At 44.9% G+C, this 21,195-nt stretch carries 14 protein-coding genes; 9 read left to right on the forward strand and 5 right to left on the reverse strand.

Annotated elements, in window-relative coordinates:
• Nucleotides 1–141 precede the first annotated feature (141 nt).
• From QUF61_RS15700 to QUF61_RS15715, 4 genes are all read left to right on the forward strand, one after another.
• Nucleotides 142–1,158 (forward strand): hypothetical protein, encoded by a 1,017-nt coding sequence (locus QUF61_RS15700; RefSeq protein ID WP_289682547.1) that lies wholly within the window; start codon nt 142–144, stop codon nt 1,156–1,158.
• A 604-nt stretch (nt 1,159–1,762) separates the two neighbouring features.
• Entirely contained in the window at nt 1,763–1,987 is a 225-nt protein-coding gene (locus QUF61_RS15705; protein WP_286018895.1) for a FeoA family protein, read from the forward strand.
• The gene (gene feoB, locus QUF61_RS15710; RefSeq protein ID WP_289682548.1) at nt 1,984–4,095 is read left to right on the forward strand and encodes a ferrous iron transport protein B; all 2,112 of its coding nucleotides are present in this window, start codon (nt 1,984–1,986) and stop codon (nt 4,093–4,095) included. The genes QUF61_RS15705 and feoB overlap by 4 nt, the downstream gene beginning before the upstream one ends.
• Nucleotides 4,096–4,107: 12 nt before the next feature.
• Nucleotides 4,108–5,034, forward strand: a complete 927-nt coding sequence (locus QUF61_RS15715; protein WP_289682549.1) for a hypothetical protein — start codon at nt 4,108–4,110, stop codon at nt 5,032–5,034.
• A 108-nt stretch (nt 5,035–5,142) separates the two neighbouring features.
• On the opposite strand, the gene QUF61_RS15720 is transcribed toward QUF61_RS15715, so the two are convergent.
• The 5 genes from QUF61_RS15720 to QUF61_RS15740 all read right to left on the reverse strand — a co-directional run bounded on the left by QUF61_RS15720 (nt 5,143) and on the right by QUF61_RS15740 (nt 12,381).
• Nucleotides 5,143–5,661 (reverse strand): hypothetical protein, encoded by a 519-nt coding sequence (locus tag QUF61_RS15720; RefSeq protein ID WP_289682550.1) that lies wholly within the window; start codon nt 5,659–5,661, stop codon nt 5,143–5,145.
• A 137-nt stretch (nt 5,662–5,798) separates the two neighbouring features.
• Entirely contained in the window at nt 5,799–6,905 is a 1,107-nt protein-coding gene (locus QUF61_RS15725) for a hypothetical protein (protein WP_289682551.1), read from the reverse strand.
• A gap of 90 nt (nt 6,906–6,995) precedes the next feature.
• Nucleotides 6,996–7,529, reverse strand: a complete 534-nt coding sequence (locus tag QUF61_RS15730; protein WP_289682552.1) for a hypothetical protein — start codon at nt 7,527–7,529, stop codon at nt 6,996–6,998.
• Nucleotides 7,530–7,537: 8 nt separating this feature from the next.
• Complete coding sequence (locus tag QUF61_RS15735) at nt 7,538–9,691, reverse strand: type I secretion system permease/ATPase (RefSeq protein WP_289682553.1); 2,154 nt, start codon at nt 9,689–9,691, stop codon at nt 7,538–7,540.
• Between the two features lie 122 nt (nt 9,692–9,813).
• Nucleotides 9,814–12,381 (reverse strand): NHL repeat-containing protein, encoded by a 2,568-nt coding sequence (locus QUF61_RS15740; protein WP_289682555.1) that lies wholly within the window; start codon nt 12,379–12,381, stop codon nt 9,814–9,816.
• Nucleotides 12,382–13,042: 661 nt separating this feature from the next.
• On the opposite strand from QUF61_RS15740, the gene sat reads away from it, so the two are divergent.
• The 5 genes from sat (at nt 13,043) to QUF61_RS15765 (ending at nt 21,146) form a co-directional block, all read left to right on the forward strand.
• The gene (sat, locus tag QUF61_RS15745) at nt 13,043–14,236 is read left to right on the forward strand and encodes a sulfate adenylyltransferase (protein ID WP_103918502.1); all 1,194 of its coding nucleotides are present in this window, start codon (nt 13,043–13,045) and stop codon (nt 14,234–14,236) included.
• Nucleotides 14,237–14,650: 414 nt separating this feature from the next.
• Entirely contained in the window at nt 14,651–15,211 is a 561-nt protein-coding gene (locus QUF61_RS15750; RefSeq protein ID WP_103918501.1) for a thioredoxin family protein, read from the forward strand.
• Nucleotides 15,212–15,682: 471 nt separating this feature from the next.
• Nucleotides 15,683–16,231 carry a YfiR family protein gene (locus QUF61_RS15755; RefSeq protein WP_289682558.1) on the forward strand — a complete coding sequence of 183 codons (549 nt, stop codon included), beginning with the start codon at nt 15,683–15,685 and terminating at the stop codon, nt 16,229–16,231.
• Nucleotides 16,224–18,815, forward strand: a complete 2,592-nt coding sequence (locus tag QUF61_RS15760) for a sensor histidine kinase, YfiR-like protein-associated (RefSeq protein ID WP_289682559.1) — start codon at nt 16,224–16,226, stop codon at nt 18,813–18,815. Before QUF61_RS15755 ends, QUF61_RS15760 begins: the two co-directional genes overlap by 8 nt.
• A gap of 198 nt (nt 18,816–19,013) precedes the next feature.
• Nucleotides 19,014–21,146: a TonB-dependent receptor plug domain-containing protein gene (locus QUF61_RS15765; protein ID WP_289682560.1), complete on the forward strand. Its 2,133-nt coding sequence runs from the start codon at nt 19,014–19,016 to the stop codon at nt 21,144–21,146.
• The last annotated feature ends 49 nt before the right edge of the window (nt 21,147–21,195 follow it).

Below are 21,195 nucleotides of genomic sequence, written 5' to 3' on the forward strand. Positions count from 1 at the left end.
CGCGCTTCTTGGTATTAAAAATTGATTTTTTTAGCCATTAAACAGAGAAAGTAATAATTTTTTTGAATTTAGGTGGTATCGCTTAGATATTTTGACGGTTTGCAAGTAGGGTCACGGATTCAGGTATTACCTTTATGGATAATGGCTTTGCTGTCTGATTGGAAACAAAAAAATATTAAAGCATTTACCCATTTTTATGCTCCTGCCATTATTGTGGGTATTATTTTATTAATTAGCTATTTATATTTTTGCTATCTATATTGGGGTGATCCATTAATTCGTTTCCATAATATCCAGTCAATGACTAAAACGCATTTATGGTCATTTGAAAGTGGCAATACCCAACAGTTAATTGATCGTCTTAGCATTAAACCTGTAATATTATTTTATAATACATTTGGTTTATTATTAGTATTAACATTACTATCTTTATTTAAGTTACCAACTCAACTAAAGCCATGGTTATACTACCTCCTCTTTACTATATTTTTCTTTTGGTTTGGTACTACCAGCTTTTCTGATTACCAGCCAATTGTCCCAATAGAGCGGGTTATTTTAGTCTGCTTACCTGGATTTATTATTCTGAGTGCTTATTTTTTATCTCAACTACGTATTCCAGTTATTAATTCCTATCAACTACTTCATCAGACAATTAAAATAATTATTTTAATTATTGCCTGCTTACCATTTATGATTTATATATCTTCTTGGGGTATTATGCATGATGCTTCAGCTGAATCAATGTCAATTGTCAAACAGGAGGCTAATGCATACCCGGATAAGCAATCTTTACTTATTACATCAGACTTAAGAAGTAAAGATTCATTAAAATATTTCTTTGGGTATAAATATCCAAAAAACATACATGTTATTTCAGCTGAGCAACTGCCTGAGCTTATTAACAAAGGATTAAATTATAAGAAAATATTAATTTATATTGATAACCAGCTGTCAATGTTTTTATATCGTGCTTATGGCAATGATTTCTATGATGAACTAATTTATAAAATGGAATTTAACTTGATTTATAAACGTAATCAGGTATTTTTATATGATGTAATTAAAGAAGAAAAACTAATTAAACTGAATAATGTCATAAAGGAAAAATATCCCGATAAACACTACATTGGTATTGTAAATAGTACAAAGAACAATTAGACCTTTTTAGAAAAATTGCTTAGAAACGAAGACCTTGGTCATCAGTCCGTCAAATTATTCTCACAGAGGCGCAGAGACACAGAGATTTTAGAGTTATCTTTAAACTTTTCCTCGGCGCCTCTGTGAGAGGTATAAAAAATTGTCGAATCAGAAACAGGTGATGGATTCGTGACCAAGGCCCCTTTCTGGCATCAGCTTCACAGGCAAATTTTTGAGTGCACCGACTGTAGCCTTTGTTAATATGTACCACACCTTCCTCTGCTTCTTCACGGCTATTATATTGATCATCAACATGAAAACCGCTTGAATCCATGTGAGTAAACCAGCAGGCCAAATCCAGGCGCTTAACTGTAAGGCCAGCCAACTGCGGATACAGTTTTTCCAAACCATATTGGTATAGCACATCCAGTGCTTGCCCCAATGCATCGTCATTTCAAAAGATGTATCTCAACAATTTTGAGAGCATATCAATTGATAGGGGATACCTTAATTTGTAAACCATATCGTAAAAAAATCAGCATCCTTTTAATTAAACTGGCTTTTTAAGGGAAATTCCGCTATTATCACCGTTAATGATAATCATTCCTATTTGAAGCGGAGGTATATGATGACATTAGATCAGTTACATAAAGGCGATACAGCAACAATACTCCAGATTGATGCAGATAAGGCACTGAAAAGCCGTTTGAATGCATTTGGCATGGTCAAAGGCGCGTCAATTAGTGTGGGGGCTTTTTCCCTGGCCAAAAGCACTATGGAAGTGGTGATCAATCATTCCAAAATTGCACTGCGGACTTCTGAAGCAGGAAAAATACAGGTTTCACAATGAATACCATTCGCATTGCATTGGTAGGGCAGCCCAATGTCGGTAAAAGTATGCTGATTAACGCGATGGGTAATACCCGGCTGAAAGTTGGCAATTTCAGTGGCGTCACGGTCAGTAAAAAATTAGTTAAGCTCAGCCATCGGGATTATGCCCTGGAAATTACCGATTTACCGGGGTCTTATGCCTTAAACGAATACACCCGGGAAGAAAAAGTCACCCGTGATTTTCTGGCAACGGATAATTATGATCTGATTTTAAATGTAGTGGATTCAACCAATATTGAGCGTAATTTATATCTCACCACAGAATTACTGTCGCTGAATAAAAAGATGTTGCTGGCCTTAAATATGGATGATGAGGCGATTACAGAAGAAATCCATATTGATGCGCAGCAGTTAAGTAAATTATTAGGCAAACGCTGTATTAAAACCTCTGCGGCTAAAAAAACCGGTATTAATGCGCTGCTAGATGCTATCGTAGAAATATTTGAGCAGGAAAATTCCCAGGCCAAATTACAGTTCAGCGAAGTCATTGAAGAAGAAATCAGCCATATCGTGCAGTTTTTCCAGGAAAAACATTTTGATGCACCGATGCCTTATCGGGAAAGCGCCATTCTGTTGCTCAAAGAAGATCCGGTGATTTTTAAGGTGTTCCGCGATACACCGGTCTGGGTTGAATTACAGCCACTTTTAAATCGTGCATTTGAGCATATTTATCTGCATTATCAGAGCAAAGACCTGGATGATATTTTTAATGAAGAAGAAGTTGCTTTTGCCAAGGGTTTGGTGACTGAAGCAGTTCAGTTTCAGGTGCAGCGTAAAACCACTTTGACGGAAAAGATTGACAGTATTTTAATCCACAAATTTGCCGGTTTACCCATTTTTTTATTTTTAATGTGGGCCTTATTTCAGTTGACCTTTGAGCTGGGCAGCGTGCCGATGGATTGGATTGATGCTTTTTTTGCCAGTCTCATTGATGCCACCAAAAATACCCTGGGTGATACCGAACTGGCTTCGGTGATAGGTGATGGTGCAATTGCCGGGGTTGGCGCTGTGGTGCTGTTCCTGCCTAATATCATTATTTTATTTTTAGGCATTGCCCTGCTGGAAACCACGGGTTATATGAGTCGAGTGGCTTTTTTACTGGATGGTTTTTTCCATAAATTTGGTTTGCACGGGAAATCTTTTATTCCATTAGTTTCGGGATTTGGCTGTTCCGTACCTGCGTATATGGCAGCGCGCACCTTAAAAAATGAGCGTGATCGTTTACTGACCCTGTTTATTATCGGTTTTATGAGTTGCGGGGCGCGTCTGCCGGTTTATGTGTTATTTGTCGGTGCATTTTTTGCGGCGGAATATGCCGGTAGCGTGTTATTTGTTATTTATATCAGTGGTGCTTTATTTGGCATAATGGCTGCTAAAATACTGAAAATGACAGTATTTAAGGGTGAAGATGAGCCTTTTGTTATGGAAATGCCTAAATATCGTCTGCCGTCCATTAAGTTAATCTGGCATACGGTTTCCAATCAGGCATGGATGTATCTGAAAAAAGCTGGCAGTTTTATTCTATTGGCTTCGGTACTGATTTGGTTTGCCAGTAATTACCCCAAACAACCGGAACAAGACAGCCTTTATCAGGCAAAAATTGAGCAGGCGGCAACCCTTCCCAATGCCGAAGAAAGTATCCATAAACTGAATAATGAACGTGCTTTATATCACCTGGAACATAGTTATTTGGGCCAGATAGGTAAATTTTCCCAGCCCTTTTTTGCGCCCTTAGGTTATGACTGGAAAATGAGCGTGGCTCTGGAAACCGGGCTGGCAGCTAAAGAAGTGGTGGTTTCCACATTGGGCATCTTATATGGACTGGGCGAAGAAACGGATGAAAGCAGCGAAGGCCTGATAGAAAAAATCCAAAAACACATTCCCTTTGCTGCCGCAGTCTCATTTATCGTGTTTGTAATGATTTATCTGCCCTGTCTGGCAGCCAGCATGGTGTTTGCCAAAGAGGCGGGGGGCTGGAAATACCTGGGTTATTTATTTGTTTTCACCACGGCAACGGCCTGGGTCATGGCATTTATTAGCTACCACCTGACTTTGCTGCTGGTATAAGGCATACGCCTGATGAAACTGTTTATTCTGGATTATCTCCATTATTTCTGGCTATTGCTGACGGCAATGGCCCCTTATCTGCTGCTTGCGTTACTGCTGACGGGCTTTATTAAAGTTGGGCTAGCCACAAGTTGGCGCAAAAAAGCAGGGCAATATTTTTCTCTGGATAATGCCTTGTTTCACTTGGCATGGGTACTGATCAGTTATGGGGTTTTTGGTATGTTATTTACCCTGTATTGCCTGTTCAGTGTTGTCTTAATCAAGCTTTTGAGCCGATTTTTTATACCTGTTTTGCATAATGAAACCGTTGTTGTTGCAAGCAAAAAACCGTTAAGTGCCATACCCATTAAGGTATTAAACCCACAATCTGAGCAAAACGGGATAGATCGTGTCAGGCAAATCACAGATTATGCGTTTAATGTATCTCTTAAAAGCCTGGCAAGAGCGTTATTATTCAGTCTGGTTTTTGGCGCTGCCATGCTTAGTCTGCCGCCCGTTGAGGTGGCAAAAGTAAACGCTATACTAGTACTGCATTATGTGTTGCTGTGCCTGATTGCTATGATGTTTTCCATATCGGCAATCACCGCTGTTGTCATGGCAATGGTTTTATCTGCATTGGGGTTCAGTGCCGGTGGCATTTTTATTTTTCTGCTTACCGCAATAAGCCTGAATTTTGGTAATAAAAACATGCTGTTTCAGCACCTGAAACAAGCACTCTGGTGGCAACATGTGCTGTTGGTATGTATGTTAGGCATGGTATTGGCAGCGCTGTTTGATGGTTTTATGCCAGATTACCCCTTGTTGAGATATTTTCACCTGGAAGCACAGCAGAACCTGGGTTTCATAGCACAAGTTTGTGCTGTCATTGTGCTGTATCTGAGCGTAAAATTCCTGTGGAATAAAAAAGCAAAAATCTCCGCAGCTTGTAATGGCCTTTAAAGGGCTTTCAAGCCTGGAATAGGGATTCAGCGATGGTGGTATGTTGATATGGCCTTGTTTTTTTCTGCTGCCAGCGCTGGAATACAATCCTGTTTACACACAGTGTTTTTATTTGCGGCTTAGTTTCCCTGTATTTGGGTTCAAATGATAAGTTTGCGTCGTTTCTGCCTCAGGCCAGTCACTGCTGTCATAAACCTTACCACTGAGCAGGCGATCAGTTTGCAACGATAAAATACCCGCTTGCCAGCTTTCCAGGCTTAGCCAGCCAGGATAGGGATTGATTTCCCATTGTGCTTTGCCACTATTTTGTAAGATGGATTTTAAGGTAAAGACTTCCAATATCGGATGCCCTTCCCCGACTGACAGAACAGCTAACCATTGGCCCTGTTCATCAATTGCAATATCACTGACTTGTAACATTGCGGCGCTCATGTTTGGCAAAGACCGGGATTGTCCCGATGCCGATTCTACAAACCATTGCTGCGTTGCCATATCCGGCATAATGCTGAAAATCACACACAGTTTTTGTTGCATGGGTTTAATGGCAGTACACAGTATTTCTGCCTGAACTGAGTTTAAGAGACTCAGGCTTATTAATAAGGAACACGCATGAAACAACTTTGACATATTTATCCTTACTGATTTTTTTGCCTATTTTCAGCATTCAGAAACAGTTGCATAAAATAATTATGCACCTGTTTCCGTGCCTTGAAAATAAGCAAAAATCCTGTATCCAGTTTTGGGGCTTATTTCACCCCCCATTCCTAATCAGCGTAAAGAATATCAACGGGTTCTTGATTACTACCTGCGCTACGGCGAGTCACTCCACCGCTGTCAATATTATTATCAAAGCTTAAGATGTTGACTGGAAATACACTAATGACACCAGTTGAGTCAACTTCAAACTCAAAGGCTGTCCACAAATTACCCTGGGCACCATCAACCAAGCTTGCTGCGCCACTGGCACCTTGTGGATGAAACTGACGGACAGGTTCATTACCCACGTACAGGTCAACACTTGTGTTATTGAGTAAAGTACTCATACCTTCATATTGATAAACTGTATAGCGGTAAAGTCCGGGGCGTAAATGAGATGAACCACTTGGTGGTGTAACAGTAACCGTTTCAGGGCCATAAGAAGTCGTATCATCAACATCTAAAACCGCTACGCCATCAGATGTTGCAGTGTTCCACCAAAAAATATGGAAACGATCTGCCTCGTTCCCGCCACTGGCAACCGCACCAGGTTCAGGACCGGTTAAATGAGCATCCAAATCAACAGGTTCTTCTCCCCAGTTCAAGACAATGCGCACATCATTGGCAGTCATGGCCTGTATACCCACTGTTGGGTTCAAGTTAAAAGCGGTTGTACTATTATCACCACAAGTCAGCTCTACAGCACGAGAAATGCCAGTGAAATCATTGCTGGCAACGCTTATTTCCCGTGATCCACTGGGTAAGCCTGTGAAACTGGCTAACCCTTCTGCATTTGTCACATTGCTTTGGTCGCCAATGCTCACTGTTGCATTAGTGATGACTGTGCCGTCCACCGCGTTATTCACAATAACTTGCAAGTTTGCGCAATCAGTATCAGGATTATTTGCAGTATTAATACCTGCCGCATTAGGAACAAGGTGCAAGGTGACGGGATCAAATTCAAAAGGTACATCATAATAAACAGTTACAATTTGTCCGCGCCCCCCAAAGGGAGCAGGCACTTCAACAGTAACGCGAATATTATTAATCTGTACTGTATTAGAATCAATGGCAAACGCTTCAGCAGTACTGAAATCAATCAGCGTTTCAGCCATAATATGACTACTTAGTAAAGCAGTAACAGCAAAAGCTGTTATATATTTGAGAATATTCATTACTAGCGTATCCTTATAAAGTAATTAAAACTCAAACAGATAAAGAATCTTTATTTTTCTCTATCATTGCTTTTCATTATAGTTCAAAAATTAACGAGAGGCGTTATAAGTGACATCCCACTCCATTAAGGCTTGTTGCAGATCGCCACTGGCACCAATCTCATGCCAGAAGCGCGTAAAGTCAGCTTGCGCGGATTCCAGATGAAAGTCCATTTGTCTGGACTTATCCTTAAGAAATAAAGCAATATTACTGTCTATGCTATCGATATAATCCAGGGCAATATCCTGCGCTGATTGATTTTTTTCACCACCTAATAAAAAACCTTCTTTATACGCCCGCATAACACCGAACTGACTGCGTTTGGCAAAACTGTCTGCGGTTTGTGCCGGGTTGCGGCGTAAATGCACATAAAACGCCTGGTCACCATACGCTTGCTCCAGCCTTCCCAACAGCCAGGACAGACGGTTATCCGCTTCAATATGTTGCTCGGGATAAGCCAGTCGTTGCCTGCCGATGCACTTTAAGCGCGATTCATGAGCCGCAGTGTAATTATCGATATGCTGGCAGGCTTTGATAAATGTGGTTGAACCACAGCGCCCGGTGTTGAGGATAAAGATATTCATATTCTATATTAACTTCTAATTTTGATCTGACCACTAGCCAAGGCATCCAGCACTTGTTGTTTTTCACCATCGGCAACCACCTGACCTTTATCCAGTACTATCAGGCGCTCAACCAGCGTTAGTAGTGATGCGCGATGAGTAATTAAAACCAGGGTTCTGCCGTCCAACTGGCTTTGCAATTGTTGCTTAAACTGGGTTTCTGCCTGATTATCCATGGCGTTGCTGGGTTCATCCAGTAATAAAATCTGCGGTTGGGTCAGTAACGCACGGGTGACAGCAATGGCTTGGCGCTGCCCACCGGACAAATCACTGCCGCGTTCACTAATCGGCATATCAAACCCCAGCGGGTGTTGTCTGGCAAGTTGATCAACGCCGGTTTGTTGTGCAGCTTGCAGCAATTGTTCATCACTGACGGCATTTAAGCCAAAACACAGATTTTCACGCAGCGTACCAAAAAATAAGGTAACTTCCTGTGGTACATAACCGATGTTCTGGCGAATATCACTGGGATCAATCTGTCTGGCTTCCAGGCTATCAAATAAAATCATGCCCTGATCCGGCGGATATAAGCCCAGCAATAAACGCGCAATGGTACTTTTACCCGATCCAACTCGACCAATAATACCAATACGCTCCCCTGCTTGAATCTGCAAAGACAGATTTTGTAGTGCAGCTTGTTGTTGTCCGGGATATTGAAACTGTACCTGCTGGAATTGGATATTGCCTTGTAGCTGTGGGCGATGTAAAAAACTTTTTGCCTCAACGGCATTTTCTACGCTGGCTTCCGGGCGCTCTACTGGTTGCTGCATAATCTGGCTCAGTGCCTTAAGCGCGGTGGCGGATTGGTGATAACGGGTTAGTAAGGCGGCAATTTGTGCTAAAGGGGCCAAAGCGCGACCACTGAGTATGGTGCAGGCGATCAAGCCGCCCATAGTCAAACTGCCTTGCATAATTTGATACACACCCAGCACCACGATCAATACATAAGCCAACTGCTGGGTGAGAATGGAAAAATTCACTGCGCTGGCGGAAATAAAGCGTGATTTGAGGCTGGACTGGGCAATTTTCTGGCTGAGTTGTTCCCAGCGGTATTGCTGCTGGCTTTCCGCATTACAGGCACGAACTGTATCCAGGCCGTTAAGGGTTTCCACCAGACTGGCCTGTTTTTGTGCGCCAGCGCGCAAGGTTTGCTCGACGACTTTACGCAGTGGAATTTGTATCAGAAAACCCACCAATAGTACCAAAGGCATTGCCAGCAAGGGCACCCACACTAAATCCCCGCCTATCAGCCAGATAACGCTAATAAACAATAAAGAAAACGGCAAATCAATCACTGTTGCCAGGGTTGCAGAGGTAAAAAAATCGCGAAAACTGTCAAATTCCTGCAAATGATTGGCAAATGCTCCGGCGGATTTTGGTTGCGCGCTGGTGCGGGTGTTTAACAAATGACTGAAAATGCTGGCAGAGAGTTCAACATCGGCGCGTTTACCCGCGACATCAATAAAATAACCGCGCAAGGTGCGCATCAGCCAGTCAAACACAAACACCAGACTTGCGCCAATTGCCAGCACCCATAAGGTTTCCTGGGCATGATTGGGTACTACCCGATCATAGACATTCATCACAAACAGCGGCGCAGCCAGGGCAAATAAATTAATCAGCAGGGAAGCCAGCAGCACTTCGCTATACAAAGGCCAGGACTGCCACAGCGTGCGCCAGTACCAATGACCGGTTGATTTTTTGTGTTGCAGTAATTGACTGCGCTGGTCGAAACGATATTGTGGCTGGGCAAACAAAACCTGGCCTGTATAGGTGTTTTCCAGGTCTTTTAATGCCAGCATCTGCACGCCATCACCGGTTTCCGGTAACAGAATTTTAGCCTGCTCTGCTGTTTTTTCTAATAACACGCAAGCCTGCTGGCCTTTGAGCAATAATAATGCGGGTAAATGCGTGTTTTGAATCTGTTGCAAAGGACGGGATAATAGACTTGCGCTCAGATTCGCCCGTTGTGCGGCCCGTTCTAGCAAGGCCGGTGATAAATAACCGTTTTCCAGCGGCAAACCGCTGAGTAACTGAGTTTCGGAAACGGGCAGCTTGAAAAACTGGCACAGGCTGTACAGTGAAAGTCTTAGATTATCGTCGGCTGGATACGCCTTATCCATATATTTCTAACCGGAATGCAAAACACAAATGAAGTGAGTAAAATATTATAGTGAATACTTTCTATTCTAACTGGTTTTGAAATTAATATGGGCAATATCCAAGCATCCATTGCTCCACTCCATTAGTGATGACTGAAAAACTGTTCCACCAAAGTCTGCATATCTGTTGCATCCAGTTGCTGATTCAGAAAATCCTGGGTGGCACGATACAATTCCGGGCGCGATAACACACCATTATTATCGCTGTCATAAGCCTGCATCAAAGCATCACTGGTGCTGATTTGCATACGTGCAACAGCGAGATTACCCAACCCGTCTTCAACCGTAATCGTAACCGGCGTATCAGAAACCTGCTCCGGGGCAGTGAACAATACGGCTGCGCCTTCACTGGCGGACAAGGTGCCAGCTCGTGCTGACCAGATATAAGGTGCAATGCCGCCCTGCACGCTGAGCAGGGTGCTGGCCTGAGGTGCCAGACTGGCGCTGGAGGGGCTGGTGCTGAGGCTGTCGCTGACCACAAACACCACTGCCTGCGCTAATTGCCCGCTACTGTCTATGGCGCTGACCACAAAACGCCCGGTGCGATCCGGGCTGGTGTAACTGGCGGCATTGCCAGAAGTGTTGCTAAGGCTGCCATCCTGTGCCTGCCAATCCACGCTGCCGCTACTTTGCGATAAGCTGAAATTCAGGATTTCTCCACGCTCGGCAACCGTCGTGAGTGGGCTGATTTGCAGGCTACCACGTACGCTGATCCGCGCCACCGCAATGCGTCCGCCACTGTCTTGCACCGTCACCGTATCATTAACACTGGCATCCGGCGCGATATAAGTAATCGCGCTACCTTCAGTTGCTGATAAATCACCCTGTTGACTGCTCCAGGTATACGGCCCGCGCCCACCACTGGCCTGGAAAATTTCATTACCCTGGGTGCTCAGGGTTCGTTCTGCGGGACTGATATTCAATTCGTCCTGAATGACAAAAATCACAGCTTGCGCGTTTTGTGCCGTTTGGCTGTCACTCAGTTGCAGGCTGTATTCCCCAATTTCTGTCGGTGCAGTCCAGCTCACCAGACTGCCACTGTTGCTGGATAAACTGCCGCCCAATGGACTATCCCAGCTAATATTGCTGCTGCCTATCGCCAGAAAATCCCGACTTTCACCCGCTAACATCACCGCCACTGCCGGACTGACGTTGAGGCCACTGACATTGACTGTCATTGCAATAATTTTTGCCGCGTCCATGCTGTCGCGTAATACTACACTGTCACTGCCACTGGTTCGCGGGGTGTATACCACATAGCGCCCACTGGTGGCAGATAACAAACCCTGTCCGCTGCTCCAGTTATAGGGGGGGAAACCACCGCTGGCAGTCAACAGCACGGATTGCCCGTCCAGTTCCAGGGTTAACGGCCCGCTGGGGGAAACGCCTAATTCACCCCCCACGCGCACCGCCAGGGTCAGGCTGTTGCCGCTACCCAAGTCCTGAATGCTGAAAGTATGGGTATCGATTAAAGCCGGGGCAGTCATTTGCCAACTGCGATCCCCTGTGGCACCGGCCTGCAAACCGCCGGAACCCAGAATATCAAACGGGCCGCTGCCGCCTTCTATACGCAAATCAAATACTTCGCTCTGGGTGCTGATAATACTACCCAGCACAGAACTGTATTCCACGGCATTGCCTTGGCGTACCTGGGCCTTGAGTTGATCGGTATCGCTAATCACCGACACCCCGTTTTTATGGCTGACAAATAACACATCCTGCACCGCCAACAGATATTTTGGCGCTACCAGGCCGCCATCACAGGTTTGTGATAAGAGATCAGCGATGCCGGGATCATATTGCACCAGCGTGCCACTGTCCTGATTGGCTATCCACAAACGCCCGTTCAACCAAGCCAGAGCGCGGGGTTTGCTCAGTAAATTTGGGTTGTCTATGGTTTTAGTGACGCTGTTGGTTTGGGTATTGATAACGGAAATTGTACCTGCGCTGGTATTGGCAGCGTATAAAGTCAGACCGTCGGGCGCGAGACTTAAGGCGGTTACACCGCTGTCCACGGTGATTGTGGTCAGTAAAGTACTGGTCGTTAAATCATAAACCCCGATACGGCTGCTGGCGTTAAAACTCACATACAAATAATTGCCAATCACCAGCGCCTGTGAAGGGGCTTGCAATTGGCTGTTGCCGCTGATGGGGCTGGTCGCTTCGCTTAAATCACTGGTGTTGCGAATCAGGATTTCACTACCTGTTACATGATCCGTTACCAGCCAGAGCAAATCATTAAATACAGCCAAAGGTCCCAATGCCGCGCTGCTGACCATCACATCCCGCGTCACCTGATAACTGCTGGATTCTGTCGCACTGACATCAATGCTTTGCACCTGATTCATAAAACTGCTGACAAAAACCCGTTGTCCGCTTTGATCCAGGGTCAGCGCAAACGGATCATCCAGTCCGGAAACAGTGGCTGTTACCATACGCTGATTGGCATCAATCACTTTAAGTTCACTTGCCAGTTCATCCAGCACGTAAACTTCATTACCATCACTGAGCATCGCGCCGGGCTGGTCAAAGCTGATTAATCCCCCGCCGCTGCTGAGGTCATCAATTGAACAGGCCGCCTGTACACCCTGCCAGCTAATGAATAAGCAGGTTGATAGCAGCAGCAAAATAATGTGATAAAAACGCTTCATGACAGACCCCCCGACAGGAATTGAATATTTTAACTGGTGTTATGCAAAAGCTTCTTTTTCGCAGGTTTTGACATTTTGAAATGCGAAAAAACTGCTTTTGCTTCACGCTGGTTTTCATTTGCCCTCTGCTAAAGAGTGAGGATGAAATAAATACAGAAACTGGGCGCAGGATTTTTATTCATTTTCAAGGCGTGAAAACAGGCGCATAGCAAGCTATGTAACTGTTTTCACAACGTAGAAAATGGAGAAAAAGACCAGCCAAGTTGCTGAAGTTATAAAATTCTCACTCCTAATCCCCATTTGATGCCAAATAGCAACTGCATAACATCAGTCCATAATTAAAGCATAGCGACTGGATAGGTGCTGTCAATATTCAGGCATTCACTTCCTTAATATTGGCTTTGGGAATGGTGTGTTAGCCATTTTCTCGAAGAATAAAGTTGGTGCTTTTTTCTATGACCTCATAGATAAGCACAATAACCTGATGATTTTAGCGCAGTATAATAAGCGGTAGCTTCAAAAAGACCGCTGGATTTTCAGTGAGATAATTTCTGGATACTGAGTGCTGCTAAAAGCTTAGCAGTGCTTCATTTGAAAATTAAATATCTGAAAATCTACAGGTCAGGACTTAAAACAATCCAGTATCTTAAGGAGACAATATATGATTAAACCTCATGGTTCCGATAGCTTAAACCCTTTGTTTGTCTACGATTCAGAGAAACATCACGCACTTAGCAATGAAGCGGAAAACCTGCCCGCCATGATGCTGACTTCAGCTTCTGCCGCCAATGCCGTTATGCTGGGTGCTGGATATTTTAACCCGCTGACCGGTTACATGGGTCTGGCTGACGCCATCAGCGTCGCTGAAACTATGAAAACCACTGATGGTTTGTTTTGGCCCACCCCGGTGATGAACGTTACCAATGACGTGGAAGCCATTAAAGGCCACCCGCGTATTGCACTGCGTGATCCTAACGTAGAAGGCCACCCGATTCTGGCAGTCATGGATGTTGAAAACATCGAAGAAATGACCGATGCCGAAGTGAATCTGATCGCTGAAAATGTCTATCGCACCACTGATGGCGAACACCCAGGCGTTGCCGCATTTACCGCACAAGGCCGTTTTGTGGTATCCGGCAGCATCCAGGTATTAAACTTCAGCTACTTCCAGCAGGATTTCCCGGATACTTTCCGCACTGCGGTAGAAATTCGTAATGAAATTGCTGAGCATGGCTGGAAAAAAGTCGTTGCTTTCCAGACCCGTAACCCAATGCACCGTGCGCATGAAGAACTCTGCCACATGGCAATGAAAGACCTGGACGCAGATGGTCTGGTCATTCACATGCTGCTGGGTAAACTGAAAAAAGGTGATATTCCTGCTCCAGTACGTGACGCAGCAATCCGTAAAATGGTTGAAGTTTACTTCCCGCCAAACAGCGCGATGGTCACCGGTTACGGTTTTGACATGCTCTATGCAGGCCCTCGCGAAGCGGTATTACACGCCGTATTCCGTCAAAACATGGGTGCGACTCACTTTATTATTGGTCGTGACCATGCGGGTGTGGGTGATTATTATGGCGCGTTTGATGCACAAACCATTTTTGATGATGTACCAGAAGGCGCGTTGGAAATCGAAATGTATAATGCAGACCATACCGCTTATTCCAAAAAATTGAATAAAGTGGTGATGATGCGTGATGTGCCTGATCACACCAAAGAAGATTTTGTGCTGCTTTCCGGTACCAAAGTGCGCGCTATGCTGGCTGACGGCATTGCGCCACCAGCAGAATTCTCTCGCCCTGAAGTGGCGCAGATTCTGATGGATTATTATCAGGCAGAAGTTGCAGGTAAATAAGCTGGATTCAATGTCAGTTTTTGTTAATACAAAAACTGACTATGCAAATCGAATTGAGCTTAAAATAAGTGCAAACAAAAAAGTCCGGGTTGGCATTAAGCAAGCCAGGACTTTTTTGTTTATATACAATTTCTCTCACAACCCGGTAATGTACCGATACGTTACAATAAATATCGTTTGGACTATACCACGCTGCTGATTGCGATAAAAATTCGCCGTGCGGACTATCATGGTATTTTCAGTAAATAAATTAACCCTGAAATTTCTGATTATTTATTACACAAAGCGTAGGATGGCAAAGCACAGCGTGTTTATCCTGCTAATCGCAACACCACTATATTAAATGCAATAAGTTTACCCATATTTTTTGAAGTTCAATTATAAATAAATTATTATTAACAAGGAGTTCCTGCAATGACCGCAGTCCCCTCTAGTATGTTGCCATTAGGCACCAGCGCCCCTGATTTCACCCTGCCGGATGTGGTGCATGATGTTCCCGTATCCTTATCTGCACTGCCCCCCGCACAAGGCACGGTGATCATGTTTATCTGTAATCACTGTCCTTATGTAGTGCATCTGATGCCCGCCCTGGTTGCAATGGCAAAGACTTATCAGGAAAAAGGTATCCGTGTGATTGCCATCAGCGCCAATGACATCGAAAACTACCCACAGGATGCGCCAGAAAAAATGAAAGCGCTGATGGAAGAATTAGGCCATCCTTTTACTTATTTGTATGACGCAAGCCAGGATGTCGCTAAAGCCTATCAAGCCGCCTGCACCCCCGATTTTTATTTGTTTGATCAGGCATTAAAATGCGTCTATCGCGGTCGTTTTGATGCGGCTACGCCAAAAAATAATACCCCTGTCACCGGTGAAGAATTATTGGGTGCGCTGGATAATTTATTGGCAGGCAAGGAAATTCCGGAAGAACCGCAATACCCCAGTATTGGTTGTAATATTAAGTGGAAAGCTTGAACAAAATGCTGTTCAGCTTGTATGTCCACGCTAACGCCTGGAGATTGGACTACAGCGAACACTGAGGAGTGAGGATGAAATAAGTGCAGGAACTGGGCACAGGATTTTTATTCATTTTCAAGGCGTGAAAACAGGCGCATAGCAAGCTATGTAACTGTTTTCACAACGCAGAAAATGGAGAAAAAGACCAGCCAGGTTGCTGAAGTTATAAAATTCTCACTCCTAAGTTCACATAATAACTTCGTAGGACTGCCAGTCCTGAAGTTATTATTTGTTTTTACCAGTTACTGTACTAGAAGTCTGTCGGACCCAGGATAATCTACTGTGGAAAAGCAGGTATTAGCCGGATTTTCCGCCCATTTTCGTTGCATAGAACCACTATGCGCCTTAAATGAGCAAAAAATCCACCTCAATCCCGCTTTTCCTCGTTGTTCCTAAGTCCAATAGACTCCTGGGCATCAGGAATAAGCCATGATAATGCAAAGCTGGGTATTGATGCTGATATTGGCGTTATATAATACATCTTCCGCCGATGATACCAGGGTTTATCCCGAGTATAAGGTTAAAGCAGCCTATCTCTATAATTTTCTGCTGTTTGTGGAGTGGCCGGACGAGGCCGCTAAAACCATGCCACAGGCAGGTATAAATGTTTGTATTCTTGGTGAAGATCCCTTTGGAGCTGAGTTGAACCCTATCTTGAAGCGTACTGCCAAACAGCAGCGCATTGCTTTACAGCATATCAATCAGGGTGATACCACGCTATGCCATATTATTTTTATCAGTATCTCAGAGCAGCAAAATTTACCCAAATTACTACACTGGATACAAAGCAGTCCGTCACTTACCGTCAGCGACATTCCTGGTTTTATTCATCAGGGCGGCATGATAGGTTTTGTTTTTAAGGAAAATCAGAGGGGCAATCTGGTTCGTTTTAAAATCAACCTTAACACCATGATTGCATCCGGTTTAAAACCCAGTTCCAAGTTGTTGGAGATTGCTGAGGAAATTATTCATGACTAAGCAATGGTCTCTTTTAAATCTGACAATACAAAGCAAATTACTGCTGATGACCGGTATCGTTACATTTATTGCATTGCTACTTGCAAGTGGCATACAAATCTTATACGAGCGTCATGCCTTTAAACAGCACACAGTAGAAGAAATTGGCGTACTGGCCAAAGCCATAGCCAACCGTTCCACCGCCGCCATTCTCTTTAATGATCATAAAGTAGCCAGTGAAAACCTTGCCGCACTGTCGTTGCACACCAATATTGATCATGCTTGTTTATATCGCTCTGACGGCAGTCTATTTGCAAAGTATACGCGTGGCAATCATGCCGTCTGCCCGCCAGCCCCACTCGCTACGGGGTTTAAGTTTCACCAGCATGTACTTGAATTAACGCAGTTGGTGACGATTGAAGATAAGCATCTTGGCAGTATACATGTCCACGCCAATCTTGAAGCCTTGACTGCCGCGACCATCAACCATATCAGTGTGACGGTATTGGCAATGTTGGCGGCTATTATACTCGCATTTATTTCCGCCAAATGGATGCAGGGTTTGATATCAAAGCCTATTGCGCATTTGGCTGCGGTTGCCAGGCAGGTAACGGAAACCCGGGATTATGACATACGGGCAGAAAAACACGCTAAGGATGAAATCGGTCAATTGGTAGACAGTTTTAATACCATGCTTGCCACCATTCGCGCAGGTAATATTTCACTACGCGAAAGCAGGGAACGCTTCCAGGCTTTGACAGAAAGTACCAGCGACTGGATTTGGGAGGTTGACGCGCAAGGCACTTATACCTATGCCAGCCCCAGAGTTGAAGCACTGTTGGGTTATACGCCGGAGGAAATTATTGGCAAAACACCATTTCATTTAATGTTGCCAGGAGAAGCCAGGCAGGTTGAAAAAAAATTTGCTGCTTTTGCACAAGCAGGTCAGCCTTTTGAGGGTATTGAAAACAGCAATATCCATAAAGATGGGCGCTATATCATACTTGAAAGCAGCGGTGTGCCAATATTTACTGAGACCGGGCAGCTACGGGGTTATCGTGGTATAGACCGGGACATGACGGAAAGAAAATACCTTGCAAAAGAACTGGATAAGCACCGCCATCACCTTGAGGAATTAGTGCGGGAACGTACCACACAACTGGCTGAACAACGGGCGCGGGCGGAAGCTGCCAACCATGCTAAAAGCATGTTTCTCGCTAATATGAGCCATGAATTACGCACACCGCTCAACGCGATTCTCGGCTTTTCCGAACTCATGCAGCAAAACCATGAATTACCTGATTTTGCGCAAAAAAACCTGAAAATTATTAATTCTAGCGGTCAACATTTATTGACACTGATTAATGACATACTCGATATGTCCAAGATTGAAGCAGGTAAAATGAAATTGGAACAAGAAACTTTCAGTCTGGTGGCAATGACTGAGGATATCACGGACATGATGCGCCATCGGGCGCAGGAAAAGGGCCTGGAGTTAAACATTGAGCAGGATGCCAGTGTGCCCCAGAATATTTGTGGTGATGCATCCAAACTACGCCAGATATTTATTAATCTGTTAAGTAACGCGGTTAAATTCACCGCAATGGGTAAAGTGAGTTTACGGCTCAGCGTATCCGATAGAAACCCCGTAGAAAAAACTCAAACAGCTACTTCGCTTCAGATATTGCACGTAGAAGTGGAAGATACTGGTAGTGGTATTGCTGAGCATGATTTACCCCATTTATTTCAACCTTTTGAGCAATTGGCTTCATCATTAGAGCAAAAAGGCACCGGTCTGGGACTCACCATCACCAAGCAGTTTGTGGAAATGATGGGAGGCAACATCAATGTCAACAGCACCCCTGGACAGGGTTCTTTGTTTGTAATTGAATTGCCGGTAACACCTGTTTCTGTAGTGAAACCATCTGAATTTACCACCCCCGGTACGGTGATTGGTCTCAAACCGGGACAAGCTGAATACCGTATCCTGATTGTCGAAGATCAGGCAGAAAATCGTTTGCTACTGAAAACACTGCTGGAGCAGGCAGGATTGACAACCAGCGAAGCCATTGATGGTCACCAGGCTATTGCACAATTTAAGTCCTGGCATCCCCACTTTATCTGGATGGATCAGTGCCTGCCAGGTATGGACGGCAAAGAAATAACCCGGCATATTCGTGAGTTGCCAGATGGTAAATCAGTAAAAATTGCTGCAATCACCGCCAGTGCTTTTGAGGAGGAGCGCGAACAAATACTTGCCAGCGGCATGGATGATTATATCCGTAAACCTTTTCATAGCAGTGAAATTTTTGACTGTTTGCATCGCCTGCTGGATATTGAGTTTATCTATGAGCAGACACAGGCACGAGAACCCAGGGTAGTGGCTGAGAGATTATCAGTTGCTCACTTCAAGCAATTGCCAGAACCCTTGTTCAATACATTGCATCAGGCAGTATTAATGCTGGATATGGAAAAGTGCAATGATGCCATTAAGCAAATAGCTGATATTGATTCAATGCTTGCCGATCTCCTGAAATACTATTGTGAGAAGTACGAATTTCAGGCTATTCTTGAACCCTTGGAAGAAAAGCGTTTCCCGGATTAAATTAGTTGAAAAGCAAAAGCTTATACCACTGCCTTAAAACAATGAATTGTTATAATAAGCCGCCCAATTTATAATACACTTCTAATTGTATTGATGTAACCGTGTAGATATCCCCGCCGTTATAACGATTACGTATTGATAACCCTCCCTGTATACGGGCTTTCCCCCCGATTTTTATGGTTAAGCATGTCTTATTCAATGCCTCAAATTAAAGCGATTATTACTGCTATTACAGTTGCTTTATGTTTTAACTTATCGCTCAGTCAAGCAAGTGATGCAGCACTGGATGTAAAAGATATGCTGATCCTGTCCATAGAAGACCTCATGGGCTTGGAAATCAGCACCGGTACGCGCACTCACGAAAAAAGCAGCTTAGTTCCTGCTGTGGTAACGGTGATTACGGCAGAAGATATTGCCACCTTTGCTTATGCCGATGTCGCAGAGGCGCTGAGCCATAGCGTGGGTTTTGTGGAAACGGATGATTTGGTAATGCACAGCTTTGGGGTGCGTGGCATTCATGCCGGTTTACGCGCAGGCAACCGCACTATTAAGTTTATGCTCAATGGTCAGGCGGTCAGCTTTCGTTCCACCAGCCAGAATTTTATTGGCCCGGAACTGATACCGATGGCAATGATTGAGCGTATTGAAATTGTGCGTGGGCCGGTATCTGCGCTGTATGGTGCCAATGCCTTGCTCGGCGTGGTCAACATCATTACCCGTGATAGCGAACACTTTAAGCAACAGGGGCAACAATTAAGCCTGACTGCTGAAACCCTAGAAGCGGCGGGTAATGGGGCACGCGCCAGCCTGGCAGGTGGTGGTAAACAAGGTGATTTCAGCTATCAATTGGGTGCCGGTCTGGCACATTCAGATCGCACAGGCCTGAATCTGCCGCAAGGCTCGCCGCTATACCATTTATTCGCTGAAGGTACCAGTGGACGTCAACTCAGCGCCAAAACAGATGAAACACGTCCCCTGTCCCTCTATGGTCGTCTGAATTGGCAAGCGCAAGCCAATCGTCAAATTACGCTCAGTGGTTTCTATCAAAAACTGGATGCACATAACAGTTTTTCTGATCTCAGTCCCTTGCGTGACAGTGGCAGCAGTCGGGTAGCACTTTATAACGGTTTTGCCCGCCTGGACTGGCAGGAAGACTGGAATGAAATATGGCAGACGCGGATGTTTGCAACCTGGTCACAAGGCAGTACCACCGATAATGATCATGTCGAGGCGGGTGCGCCGGGTTATTATCTGCGCCGGGAAACCGCTTATCAGGGGGGTGATTTAGGGGCGGAACTCATTGGGCAAATGAGCGCAGCCGATACCTTGCTGATCGGCATGGATTACACGGATGACCGTTATGATATGGAATACTTCAGCCAGGTTGATCGCGCCTCTCATCACAGTAAGGCATTAAATACCCCGCGTATGCGAAACCTGCATAATTATGGATTTTATGCACAATGGCAACACAGCTTTTCCCAGTCGTGGTTGCAAAGTCAATGGCATTTGACCCTGGGTTATCGTCATGATCGCCATTCCTACAGCAATGGACAAAACTCTTATCGCGCCGGATTGGTAACAGAATTACCTGGCGGCAAGGTACTGAAATTCCTCGTAGGCAGCGCGTTCCAGGCTCCTTCTCCAGAACTTTTATTCCGTGAAGCGGTGCAGGGCGGTGATATCGTTGGCAACCCTCAGCTATTACCGCAACAGGCGGAAACTGCTGAAATCAGCTTATTATGGCCCTTATCCTCCCGGATGCAGTTAACCAGCACCTTGTTCGCCACCCGTATTCATGATCTGGTGCAATACCAAAGCACTCAAAGCAACCTGTTTGCCCGTAACAGTACAGACAGTCTGAGCCGTGGCATAGAGCTGGAAGCGCGTTATGTCTCAGGCCCCTGGCAGATTTATGGTAATGCACTGTGGCAACAAACCCGAATCGAAGACAATCCTTATAACCTGTTTGTGCTCAATGAACGCGAAGAAGGCAGTTTGTTTCCAGAATACAGCCTGAATCTGGGGCTGAGTTATTTCTGGCGACCTTATAAACTGCGCCTGAGCTTTGATAACCGTTATGTGGCAAGGCGTCCAGCTTCCACCCAGAATGTGCAACTGGCACAACGTTTCTACACTATCTCGGCTTATCTGGATTCAACTTTGACGCTCAGCACCCAGGCTTTCTCACTGGTGGCGGGAAAAACCGGCACCCTGCGTTTTCAAGTGCGCGATCTCTGGGATAATGCCTATGTGAATCCGGGTTTTGGTGGTATTGACGTACCCAGTCTGGGGCGGCGTTATTGGTTAAGTTTTGAGCAGCGTTTCTAATTAAGCTTCATTCATCCGCTACGTGCTTGAAAACCGTTTACATCTCATG

The organism is Candidatus Venteria ishoeyi (assembly GCF_030378065.1).
In the GTDB taxonomy this organism is placed as follows: domain Bacteria; phylum Pseudomonadota; class Gammaproteobacteria; order Beggiatoales; family Beggiatoaceae; genus Venteria; species Venteria ishoeyi.